7 protein-coding genes are annotated in these 12,163 nt (G+C 63.7%); 5 read left to right on the top strand and 2 right to left on the bottom strand.

Translation table 11 applies throughout. The annotated features are described in order from the left end of the window. Positions 1 to 69 precede the first annotated feature (69 nt). The gene (aceE, locus tag U5A67_RS20145; protein ID WP_205981865.1) at positions 70 to 2,766 is read right to left on the bottom strand and encodes a pyruvate dehydrogenase (acetyl-transferring), homodimeric type; all 2,697 of its coding nucleotides are present in this window, start codon (positions 2,764 to 2,766) and stop codon (positions 70 to 72) included. A gap of 298 nt (positions 2,767 to 3,064) precedes the next feature. Here aceE and fixL point away from each other — a divergent pair, with 298 nt between their 5' ends. The 4 genes from fixL (at position 3,065) to U5A67_RS20125 (ending at position 9,800) form a co-directional block, all read left to right on the top strand. Beyond that, complete coding sequence (gene fixL, locus U5A67_RS20140) at positions 3,065 to 5,581, top strand: oxygen sensor histidine kinase FixL (RefSeq protein ID WP_205981866.1); 2,517 nt, start codon at positions 3,065 to 3,067, stop codon at positions 5,579 to 5,581. After that, positions 5,578 to 6,234: an oxygen response regulator transcription factor FixJ gene (gene fixJ, locus U5A67_RS20135; RefSeq protein ID WP_205981867.1), complete on the top strand. Its 657-nt coding sequence runs from the start codon at positions 5,578 to 5,580 to the stop codon at positions 6,232 to 6,234. The genes fixL and fixJ overlap by 4 nt, the downstream gene beginning before the upstream one ends. 322 nt (positions 6,235 to 6,556) lie before the next feature. Continuing rightward, positions 6,557 to 7,411: a bifunctional methylenetetrahydrofolate dehydrogenase/methenyltetrahydrofolate cyclohydrolase FolD gene (gene folD, locus U5A67_RS20130; RefSeq protein ID WP_321814529.1), complete on the top strand. Its 855-nt coding sequence runs from the start codon at positions 6,557 to 6,559 to the stop codon at positions 7,409 to 7,411. Positions 7,412 to 7,703: 292 nt separating this feature from the next. After that, positions 7,704 to 9,800 carry a M3 family metallopeptidase gene (locus U5A67_RS20125; protein WP_321814530.1) on the top strand — a complete coding sequence of 699 codons (2,097 nt, stop codon included), beginning with the start codon at positions 7,704 to 7,706 and terminating at the stop codon, positions 9,798 to 9,800. A gap of 80 nt (positions 9,801 to 9,880) precedes the next feature. Here the strand turns inward: U5A67_RS20125 and U5A67_RS20120 are convergent, their stop codons facing one another. Further along, positions 9,881 to 11,167 (bottom strand): amidohydrolase family protein, encoded by a 1,287-nt coding sequence (locus U5A67_RS20120; protein ID WP_321814531.1) that lies wholly within the window; start codon positions 11,165 to 11,167, stop codon positions 9,881 to 9,883. Between the two features lie 240 nt (positions 11,168 to 11,407). On the opposite strand from U5A67_RS20120, the gene U5A67_RS20115 reads away from it, so the two are divergent. Next, a complete protein-coding gene (locus U5A67_RS20115; RefSeq protein ID WP_321814532.1) occupies positions 11,408 to 12,124 on the top strand; it encodes an aspartate/glutamate racemase family protein in 717 nt (238 codons plus the stop codon). The last annotated feature ends 39 nt before the right edge of the window (positions 12,125 to 12,163 follow it).

Here is a 12,163-nt window from a genome sequence, read left to right as displayed (position 1 = left end):
CTCCGGGGCCGCATAAGAACGCCTCCCCGCTTCGGGGAGGCGCGCTTGCGATGCACAGGGGGTGATGCGTTAGACGGTCATCGGGTTGGGTTTCGACGGATCGAGGTTGTACTTGGCGAGTGCTTCGCCAACCACCTTGCGCTCGATCTTGCCTTCATCCGCGAGCGCGTTGAGCGCTGCAACCGTCGTCCAGTAACGATCGACTTCGAAGAAGTGACGCAGTTTTTCACGCGTATCCGAACGGCCGAAACCGTCGGTGCCGAGCACCACGAACTTGCGCGGCACCAGACCACGGATCTGGTCGACCAGTGCGCGGATGTAGTCGGTCGAAGCGATGACCGGACCTTCCGTGCCCTTGAGCAGCTTTTCGACGTGCGATTCGCGGCGCGGCTCGCTCGGGTGCAGCAGGTTCCAGCGCTCGACTTCGTGGCCTTCGCGGGCCAGTTCGGTGAAGCTCGGGACGCTCCAGAGGTCGGCTTCGACGCCCCAGTCGTTCTTCAGCAGGTCGGCGGCAGCGATCACTTCGTTGAAGATCGTGCCGGCGCCCAGCAGCTGAACGCGCGGGCCCTTGGCCTTCTCGTCGCCCTTACGGAACGCGTACATGCCCTTGATGATGTCGGCGGCTACGGCCTCACCCTGCGGAATCGCCGGGTGCTCGTAGTTCTCGTTCATCACGGTGATGTAATAGAACACGTCTTCCTGGTCCTGCACCATGCGGCGCAGACCGTCTTGCATGATGACCGCGAGTTCGTAGCCGAAGGTCGGGTCGTAGCTCACGCAGTTCGGCACCGATGCCGCCCACAGGAGCGAGTGACCGTCTTCGTGCTGCAGACCTTCGCCGTTCAGCGTCGTACGGCCTGCGGTGCCGCCCAGCAGGAAGCCGCGCGAACGCATGTCGCCAGCGGCCCACACCAGGTCGCCGATACGCTGCATGCCGAACATCGAATAGAAGATGTAGAACGGGATCATCGTCTCGCCGTGCGTCGAGTACGACGTCGCGGCGGCGATCCAGTCCGACATACCGCCGGCTTCGTTGATGCCTTCCTGCAGGATCTGACCGCTTTCCGATTCCTTGTAGAACATCAGCTGGTCGGAATCTTCCGGCACGTACTTCTGGCCTTGCTGATTCCAGATACCGATCTGGCGGAACAGACCTTCCATACCGAAGGTACGCGATTCGTCCGGCACGATCGGCACGACGCGCTTGCCGATCGCCTTGTCCTTCAACAGGATGTTGAGGATACGCACGAACGCCATCGTCGTCGAAATCTCACGGCCTTCGCCCGTGCCCTTGAGCAGCGGCTCGAATGCTTCGAGCGCCGGCACCGGCAGCGACTCGGCCTTCTGGCGGCGAGCCGGCAGGTAACCGCCGAGGTCCATGCGCTTCTGGCGCATGTATTCGAGTTCCTTCGAACCTTCCTCGAACTTGAGGTACGGCACGTCGACGATCTGCTCGTCGGTGATCGGCAGGCGGAACTGGTCGCGGAACTTCTTGAGCTGATCCACCTGCATCTTCTTCTGCTGGTGGGTGATGTTCATCGCCTGACCGGCTTCGCCCATGCCGTAGCCCTTGATCGTCTTCGCGAGGATGACGGTCGGCTGGCCCTTGGAGTTCGAAGCTTCGTGGAACGCCGCGTAAATCTTGTGCGGATCGTGACCGCCGCGGTTCAGGTTCCAGATGTCGTCGTCGGACCAGTCGGCGACCAGCGCCTTCAGTTCCGGCGTGTTGAAGAAGTGTTCGCGAACATACGCGCCCGACTCCGACTTGTACGTCTGGTATTCGCCGTCGACGACTTCCATCATGCGGCGCATCAGCGCGCCCGACTTGTCGCGTGCGAACAGCGCATCCCAGCGCGAACCCCAGATGACCTTGATGACGTTCCAGCCGGCGCCACGGAACTCGCTTTCGAGTTCCTGGATGATCTTGCCGTTGCCGCGCACCGGGCCGTCCAGACGCTGCAGGTTGCAGTTGATGACGAACACGAGGTTGTCCAGACGCTCGCGGCCGGCCATGCCGATCGCGCCGAGCGATTCCGGCTCATCCGTTTCGCCGTCGCCGAGGAAGGCCCAGACCTTGCGGCCTTCGGTCTTCACGATGCCGCGCGCCTGCATGTACTTCATGAAGCGGGCCTGGTAGATCGCCATGATCGGGCCGAGACCCATCGAGACGGTCGGGAACTGCCAGAAGTCCGGCATCAGCCACGGGTGCGGGTACGACGAGATGCCCTCGCCGCCGACTTCCTGACGGAAGTTGTCGAGCTGGTTTTCGCTCAGACGGCCGAGCAGGAACGCGCGCGAGTAGACGCCCGGCGACGAGTGGCCCTGCACGAAAATCAGGTCGCCACCGTGTTCCGGCGACGGTGCGTGCCAGAAGTGGTTGTAGCCGACGTCATACAGCGTGGCCGCCGACGCGAACGAGGCGATATGGCCGCCCACGTTGGTGTGCTTGCCCGCGCGCAGGACCATCGCCATGGCGTTCCAGCGCGTGTACGAGCGGATGCGGTGCTCGATATCCTGGTCGCCCGGGTTCTTCGCCTGGGCCACGACCGGAATCGTGTTGATGTACGGGGTGTTGGCCGAGAACGGCAGATGTTCGCCATGCACGCGGGCGAATTCGATCTGCTTCTCGATCAGGTAGTGGGCGCGGTCGGGGCCGATGGTCGAGATGACGCCATCGAGCGCCTCCAGCCATTCGGCGGTTTCCTGGGGATCTTCGTCCTTGTCAGCGGCAACGTACTTCAGGACTTCGTCGGGTACAGCGGACATGCTCGTCTCCTGGATGTAAGGGGAACGCTGTTGATCGGACCATGCGGGCAGCAACGTGTGTAGACGTGACCAGGCCGACCGCAGCAGCTTTGCGGGCGATTGTAATTAGGCCGTCCGCGTTCGCGCAAGGAAATTTTCGAATTGCGGGATGGGATTTTATAATGCGAAAAATTGTTGCAGCGCACGCTGAATCGTTCGCGCCCTTGTACCGAAGTCGGCCAGTTTGAACCCGTTTTTCGGCGATTTATCGCTTTTTTCGCGGCATTTCCGTGTCTTACGCTGAGCTACAATCCTTGCCATGTTGACCGAACGGCTTTTCGCACGCTCGGCGCGGCCGCCCGGTTCGCCCGGCGACACGTCGCCGTCCCGCTGGCACCACGGACCGTGGTGGTCGAATTCCTATTTGCTGACGCCTCTCCTGTCGATCCTGGTGTTCCTGATCGTCATGAGTCTGATCTTGTGGAGCCTGAACCGCCGCGAGCAGCAGCAGCAGGAAGACACGCTCTACCGCAATGTGGCCTGGGCCCAGCAACAGATCCGCCTCTCCATGACAGGCGCGCAGGAGCAATTGCAGGCGCTCTCGCGCGATCTGGTGGCCGGCCACAACGACCCGCAATCGTTCCAGGTGTCCACCACGGACATCATGCAGGGTCATCCTGAAATCCTTTACCTGAACTGGTACACGAGCCAGCAGGAGCCGCGCTGGCCCACCACGGCCATGCCGATGTTCGGCCAGCGGCTGGCCAAGCCGAACGACGCGCAGATGGACGAAGCCGTAAAGGCCGCGTTCGCCGAAGCCCGCTCGACGCGCCGCCAGGTGTACTCGCCGCTTATTTACGACGACGTCGGCAACGGCTACATCACGCTCCAGACGCCGGTATACCGCGATCGGGAATTCCTTGGCTCGATCGCGGCCGTGTTCTCGGTCGAAGGCATCCTGAAGCACGACATTCCGTCCGAGCTGTCGGCCAAGTACAAGATCTCGATCCTCGACGCGAACAACCGCGAACTCGCCACCACCTCGACCCGCCCGCGCCTGCCGCGCGACGTGTTCTACGACCTGCCGCTCGACCCGCCGGGCCAGGGCGTTTCGGTGCGCGTGTACTCGTATCCGCAGATGACCAACTTCACGAACAATACGCTCGTGTGGCTGGTCGCGGGGCTGTCCTGCTTCGTGCTGTGGAGCCTGTGGAGTCTGTGGAAACACACGCGCCAGCGCTTCGAGGCACAGCAGGCGCTGTACGCGGAAGCGTTCTTCCGCCGCGCGATGGAAAACTCGGTTTTGATCGGCATGCGCGTGCTCGACATGCATGGCCGGATCACGCACGTCAATCCGGCGTTTTGTCGCATGACGGGCTGGGATGAAAGCGATCTGGTGGGCAAGAACGCGCCGTTCCCGTACTGGCCGCGCGACGCCTACCCGGAGATGCAGCGCCAGCTCGACATGACGCTGCGCGGCAAGGCGCCCTCCTCGGGTTTCGAGCTGCGTGTGCGCCGCAAGGACAGCTCGCAGTTCCATGCGCGCCTCTACGTTTCGCCGCTGATCGACAGCTCCGGCCGTCAGACCGGCTGGATGTCGTCGATGACCGACATCACCGAACCGAAGCGCGCGCGCGAAGAACTCGCCGCCGCGCACGAGCGCTTCACCACGGTGCTGGAAAGCCTCGACGCCGCCGTGTCCGTGCTGGCCGCCGACGAAGCCGAACTGCTGTTCGCCAACCGCTACTACCGCCACCTGTTCGGCATCCGCCCGGACGGCCATCTGGAACTCGCGGGCGGCGGCGGCTTCGATTCCGCCAGCGCGTCGTCGGATTCCATCGACATGGTCGATGCCTACGCCGGCCTGCCCGCCACCGCGCTCACCGACAGCGCCGCCGACGCGCAGGAAATCTACGTCGAGCGCATCCAGAAGTGGTTCGAAGTGCGCCGCCAGTACATCCAGTGGGTGGACGGCCATCTCGCGCAGATGCAGATCGCCACCGACATCACCACGCGCAAGCAGGCCCAGGAACTGGCTCGCCAGCAGGACGAAAAGCTGCAGTTCACGAGCCGCCTGATGACGATGGGCGAAATGGCCTCGTCGCTCGCGCACGAACTGAACCAGCCGCTCGCGGCGATCAACAACTATGCTTCGGGCACGGTGGCGCTGGTGAAATCGGGCCGTGGCGCGCCGGAAAACCTCTTGCCCGCGCTCGAAAAAACGGCGCAGCAGGCCGTGCGCGCCGGCATGATCATCAAGCGCATCCGCGAATTCGTGAAGCGCTCCGAACCCAAGCGCCAGGCCGCGCGGGTCGCCGATATCGTCGCCGATGCCGTGGGTCTCGCCGAAATCGAAGCGCGCAAGCGCCGCATCCGCATCGTGACCGACATGCGCTCGCGCATGCCGGTGATCTACGTCGATCCGGTGCTGATCGAGCAGGTGCTGGTCAACCTGCTGAAAAACGCCGCCGAAGCCATGGCCGACGCGCGCCCGAATGCCGTGGATCCGGTGATCCGCGTGATCGTGAAGCGCGAAGGCGGCAACGTCTGCATCAGCGTGGTGGATCAGGGCCCGGGCGTGGACGAAGCCACGGCCGAGCGTCTGTTCGAACCGTTCTACAGCACCAAGTCCGATGGCATGGGAATGGGGCTGAATATTTGCCGCTCGATTATCGAATCGCATCGCGGGCGCCTGTGGGTGGTCAACAACATTGAAGCTGACGGCCACATCAGCGGCGCCACGTTCCATTGCAGTCTGCCAATCGGCGAATCGGACCAGCCCACGAGGGACGGCCGCGACGAGCCGACTCCACAAACCGTTACGGGAGAGCCATGAACAGCCCAGTCACCACCCAGGAAACCGTCTTTGTTGTTGATGACGATGAGGCCGTACGAGACTCCCTGCGCTGGCTGCTCGAAGCGAACGGCTACCGCGTTCAGTGCTTCACGAGCGCCGAGGAATTCCTCGACGCCTATCAGCCCGCACAGCAGGCTGGCCAGATCGCCTGTCTGATTCTGGACGTGCGTATGCAGGGTATGAGCGGGCTCGAGCTTCAGGAGCGCCTGATCGCCGACAACGCCTCGCTGCCGATCATCTTCGTGACCGGTCACGGCGACGTGCCAATGGCCGTGTCGACCATGAAGAAGGGCGCGATGGACTTCATCGAGAAGCCGTTCGACGAAGCCGAACTGCGCAAGCTGGTCGAGCGCATGCTGGAAAAGGCCCGCAGCGAAAGCACCAACGTGCAGCAGCAGCGTGCCGCCGCCGAACGCCTGGGCAAGCTCACGGCGCGCGAGCATCAGGTGCTGGAGCGCATCATCGCCGGCCGCCTGAACAAGCAGATCGCCGACGACCTCGGCATCAGCATCAAGACCGTGGAAGCGCACCGCGCCAACATCATGGAAAAGCTCAACGTGAACACGGTCGCCGATCTGCTCCGTCTGGCGCTTTCCAACAAGCCGCAACAGGCGCAGCAGCCGCAGTCGTAAGCCGCGGTTGGAAACCGCAATTGTAGGCCTTTGAACGGTTTCTCCAGCGGACCACCCCGACGGGTGGTCCGCTACGTTCGCCCTAACACATTCCCCCGCATTTTTCCTGCCTCGCCCGGCTGACGATCCGTCCGGCCGCGACAAGTCACACCCGTCTGACAGGTATAATGTCGGCCTTCGCAGCAGCGCCCGCTGCGCGCGACGTCGGGTTCCCCGGGTCCTCAGCCCCGAACCCGCCGCGTCGATGCGATCGCCCCTGCCGGGCGCGCTCCAGCGTGATTGCCCGCTTTTGTCCCTAGCCACCCTCGATTCTCGACCGACCATGACTGCCACTCTCATCGACGGCCTCGCCCTCTCCAAGAAACTGCGCGCCGATGTCGCCACGCGCGCTGCCGCCCTCACCGCTCGCGGCCATCAGCCGGGCCTCGCGGTCGTGCTGGTCGGCGACAATCCGGCGAGCGAGGTCTACGTGCGCAACAAGATCAAGTCGTGCGAGGACAACGGCCTGCATTCGTCGTACGACCGCTATCCGGCCACGCTGTCGGAAGACGATCTGCTCCAGCGCATCGACGAACTGAACAACGATCCGAAGATCCACGGCATCCTGGTTCAACTGCCGCTGCCGAAGCACATCGACAGCCATAAGGTGATCGAGGCGATCGCGCCCGAGAAGGACGTGGACGGCTTTCACGTCGCCAACGCCGGCGCGCTGATGACCGGCCAGCCGCTGTTCCGCCCCTGCACGCCCTACGGCGTGATGAAGATGTTCGAGGAGTACAACATTCCCCTCGAAGGCGCGAACGCCGTGGTGATCGGCCGCTCGAACATCGTCGGCAAGCCGATGGCGCTGCTGCTGCTCGAAAAGGGCGCGACGGTCACGATCTGCCATAGCAAGACTTCCGACCTCGCGAAGCACACGCGCGACGCCGATATCGTCGTGGCCGCCGTGGGCAAGCGCAACGTGCTGACCGCCGACATGATCAAGCCGGGCGCAACGGTGATCGACGTGGGCATGAACCGCGACGACAACGGCAAGCTTTGCGGCGACGTCGACTTCGCAGGCCTGCTCGACAAGGCCGGCTTCATCACGCCGGTGCCGGGCGGCGTCGGCCCGATGACGATCACGATGCTGCTCGTCAACACGATCGAAGCGGCAGAGCGCGCAGCAGGCGCGTAAGCGCAGCGCCCGACCCGCACGCAGACACGAAGCGGCCCCATGCGGGCCGCTTTGCTTTTTGGGGCGCGGATCGCGCGCTGGCCGCATTCCCTTAGCGCCAACGACGCCGATTGCGCCACCCTGCCCCGACTTCTGTTAATTTGCACAGACGACCCGGTTGGAAAGTGCGCCCCGCGCCCCAATAACCGATCTATCGGGGCGCGCGCCTTTTCAGTTGGCCTGGCGCGCCCCGGCCCTACACAGTGCGACAACCGCATGCGAATCAACCGCGACAGAAGGAACAGGACGCATCATGGCAATTACTTCCTCCGATAATCCGCTGCTCGATTTTTCCGGCCTGCCGCGCTTTGGCGAGATCCGTCCCGAACACGTGACGCCCGCGCTCGACGTGCTGCTCGCGAACGCCAGCGCCGCCGTCGAACGCGCCGCGCAACCGATGACGCCCGCGCAATGGAGCGATGTGGTCGAACCGGTCGAACGCGTCACGGAACCGCTCTCGCGCGCCTGGGGCGTGATCGGCCATCTGAACGCCGTCGCCGATACGCCGGAACTGCGCGCCGTCTATGGCGAAAACCTGCCGCGCGTGACCGAATTCTGGTCGAGCGTCGGCCAGAATCTCGCGCTGTTCGAGAAGTACAAGGCCATCACGAATCACAACTCGTTCCAGTTGCTCACGAGCGAGCGCAAGAAGATCCTCGATAACGCCCTGCGCGACTTCCGCCTCTCGGGCGCGGAACTGCCCGAAGACCAGAAGCCGCGTTTCGCCGAACTGCAGGAGCGCCAGGCCGCGCTCGCCAAGGCGTTTTCGGATCACGTGCTGGACGCGACCAACGCCTACGCGTTCTACGCCAAGGATGAAAGCGAACTGGTCGGCCTGCCCGAAGACGTGATCGCCGCCGCGCGCGAAGCCGCCGAGCGCGAGAACAAGGAAGGCTGGAAGTTCACGCTGCACTTCCCCTCGTATTTCCCGGTGCTGCAATACTCGGAAAACCGCGCGATGCGCGAGACGATGTATCGCGCCTATGTCACGCGCGCATCGGAACTCGGCGCGGTCTACGGCGGCGGCAAGCCCGAATGGGACAACACCGCGATCGTCGACGAACAACTGAAGCTGCGCGCCGAAGAAGCGAAGATGCTCGGCTACAACAACTTCGCCGAAGTCTCGCTCACGCCGAAGATGGCGGAAACGCCCGCGCAGGTCATGAGCTTCCTCGAAGACCTCGCCACGCGCGCGCGCCCGCATGCGGAAAAGGACTGGCAGGAACTGCGCGAGTTCGCCGCCAGCGAATTCGGCCTCACGCAGATCGAACCGTGGGACATGGCCTTCGCCGCCGAGCGTCTGCGCCAGAAGCGCTATTCGTTCTCGGAAAACGAGGTCAAGCAATACTTCCCTGAAGACTTCGTGCTCAAGGGCCTGTTCAAGGTCACGGAAACGCTCTTCGGCGTACGCATCCGCGACGACAGCGCGCCGGTCTGGAACGACACCGTGCGCTTCTTCCGCGTCGAAAACGCCGACGGCACGCTGGTCGCGCAGTTCTATCTCGACCTCTACGCGCGCGAAGGCAAGCGCGGCGGCGCATGGATGGACGACGCCCGCTCGCGCCGCAAGCTCGAAACGAACGGCGTGCAGACGCCGGTGGCCTACCTCACCTGCAACTTCTCGGCGCCTGTTGGCGGCCGCCCGGCCTGCTTCACGCACGACGAAGTCATCACGCTGTTCCACGAGTTCGGCCACGGCCTGCATCACATGCTCACGCGTGTCGATGAGTTGTCGGTGTCGGGCATCAACGGCGTGGAATGGGATGCGGTCGAACTGCCCTCGCAGTTCATGGAGAACTTCTGCTGGGAATGGGACGTTCTCACGGAAATGACATCGCACGTCGATACGGCCAAACCGCTGCCGCGCGAACTGTTCGACAAGATGATCGCCGCGAAGAACTTCCAGAGCGGTCTGGGCACGCTGCGCCAGATCGTGTTCTCGATGTTCGACATGGCGCTGCACGTCGATTTCGACGCCTCGAAGGGCAAGACCGTGAACGATCTCGCCCGCGAGATCAACGAGCGTTATCACGTGATCGCACAGGCGCCGTTCTCGCGCTGGCCGAATACGTTCAGCCACATCTTCGCGGGCGGTTACGCGGCGGGCTACTACAGCTACAAGTGGGCTGAAGTGCTGTCCGCCGACGCCTATGCGGCGTTCGAAGAAGCGGCTCAGGCTGCGCAGTCGAGCGTGCTCGATCCGGCCACCGGCACGCGTTATCGCAAGGAGATTCTGGAAGTGGGCGGCAGCCGCCCGGCGATGGAATCGTTCAAGGCGTTCCGCGGCCGCGAACCGAATATCGACGCGCTGCTGCGTCATAACGGCATGGAGCAGCCGCCGGCGCAATAAGCGCGCTGCGCTATATCGCCTGGTCGTTTCAAGCAAAACCGCGCACTTCACCGTGCGCGGTTTTTTTATTGCCTGGCGTTTTATCGATGCAGCTTGAAATCGACGCTTGCGGGCCGCCCGTCCAGCGCGAGCGTTGCACGCTGCGCCGGCTGACGGCTCACCACCTTGCCGCGGCTAATCACGGCCAGCCGCGCGGCGCGCAGGCGGATCGCCTCGATGGGGTCGCGCGCGTCGAGCACCACCAGATTCGCCGCGCAACCCGGCGCGACGCCATAACTCTCGAGGCCGAGAATCTTCGCGGGGTTGACCGTCACCGCATCGAAACACGCACGCGAGGCTTCCACGCCCGTCATCTGCGCAACATGCAGGCCCATCTGCGCGACTTCGAGCATGTCGCCCGAACCGAAGCTGTACCACGGGTCCATCACGCAATCGTGGCCGAACGCGACCGTCACGCCCGCCGCCATCAGTTCAGGCACACGCGTCATGCCGCGACGCTTGGGGTAGGTATCGGCGCGCCCTTGCAAGGTGATGTTGATAAGCGGATTGGCGATGGCAGCGATGCCCGATTCGCGCATCAGCGGAATCAGCTTGCTCACGTAGTAGTTGTCCATCGAGTGCATCGACGTGAGATGCGAGCCGGTCACGCGGCCATGCAGCCCGAGCCGGTGCGTGTGCGCCGCGAGCGTTTCGATATGGCGCGAGAGCGGGTCGTCGGATTCGTCGCAATGCATGTCCACGCGCAAGCCCTTTTCGGCGGCGAATTCGCAGAGCAGGCGCACGGACTCCGCGCCGTCGGCCATCGTGCGTTCGAAGTGCGGAATGCCGCCGACCACATCGACGCCCATCGCAATCGCGCGCTTGAGGTTGTCGAACGCGCCCGCGCTGCGCAGCAAACCATCCTGCGGAAACGCCACCAGTTGCAGATCGAGATACGGCGCGACGCGGCGCTTCACTTCCAGCAGCGCTTCGACCGCAAGCAGACGCGGATCGCAGACATCGACATGCGAGCGGATCGCCAGCAAGCCGCGTGCGACAGCCCAGTCGCAATACTGGAGCGCACGCTCGACCAGCGCCTGCTGCGTGAGATCGGGCTTGAGTTCGCCCCACAGCGCGATGCCCTCCAGCAGCGTGCCCGATGCGTTCACGCGCGGCAGGCCATAGGAGAGCGTGGCGTCCATATGGAAATGCGCGTCGATGAACGGCGCGGACACGAGCGCGCCCGCTGCATCGATTTCCTCGCGTGCCTGCGCCGCGATAGTCGGCTCGACGGCGACGATGCGCCCCGCCTCGATACCGACATCGACACTGGGATGCCCGGCGGGATGCGCATGTGCGAGCACGGCGCGGCGAATAATCAGATCCATGTGCGGCTCCTTGCTGGCGTCTTGTTCTTTAGCTCGGTGGTGGATCGATTCTATCGGCGCCAGAAATCAGCCGCTATCCGGGCTGCCCGCCGGGTATTGCGAGAGTTGCGGGAATTGCGAGAAAACTGTCCGGTCACTGTCCCCTCGCCGTATCGTGACAGTTGGGCGCGACCGTACCTGTACAGCCAGGACAGCACGCCTATACTCGTGCGGACACTTCAACCATTCGCGATGCAGGCCATGAAGACAATCGGTGTAATTGGCGGTATGAGCTGGGAATCGTCGGCGGAGTATTACCGCATGCTCAACGGCGAAACGAAGGCGCGGCTTGGCGGACATCACAATGCCCGCAGCCTGATGGCCACCGTGGATTTCGCGGAGATCGAAGCGCTGCAACGCGCGGGAGACTGGGACGCGCTAGGCGTGTTGATGGCGCAGGCGGCGCGGCAACTGGAACGAGGCGGCGCCGATATCGTGCTGCTCGCGACCAACACGATGCATCGCGTTTGCGCGGCGATCGAGGCGGCGATCACGATCCCCTTCCTGCATATCGCCGATCCCACTGGCGCAGCGCTGCGCGCGGCGGGCGTCACGCGCGTAGGGCTGCTGGGCACGCGCTATACGATGGAGCAGGATTTTTATGTGGGCCGGCTGCGCGACGTGCATGGCATCGAAGCGATCGTGCCGGAAGCCTCGGAGCGCGACGACGTGCATCGCATCATCTACGACGAGTTGTGTCACGGCGTGGTGCAAGCGGCTTCGCGTGGCGTGTATCAGCGTGTGATCGAATCGCTGGCCGCGCGTGGTGCGCAGGGCGTGATACTCGGCTGCACGGAAATCACGCTGCTGATTGGCGCTGGCGATTCGGCCTTGCCTGTATTCGATACGACCGCATTGCATGCGAAGGCGGCGGTCGATTGGTCACTCAAGCAAGCAGCGCGAACAACCGACGCGTAGAAAACAAAAAAGGGTTACACGCCGATGCGTTGTAACCCT

Origin of the sequence: Paraburkholderia sp. J69-1 (assembly GCF_905220255.1) — a bacterium.
Taxonomy (GTDB): domain Bacteria; phylum Pseudomonadota; class Gammaproteobacteria; order Burkholderiales; family Burkholderiaceae; genus Paraburkholderia.
Note: the sequence above shows the minus strand (reverse complement) of the source record. Positions and strands in the feature narration are given on the sequence as shown.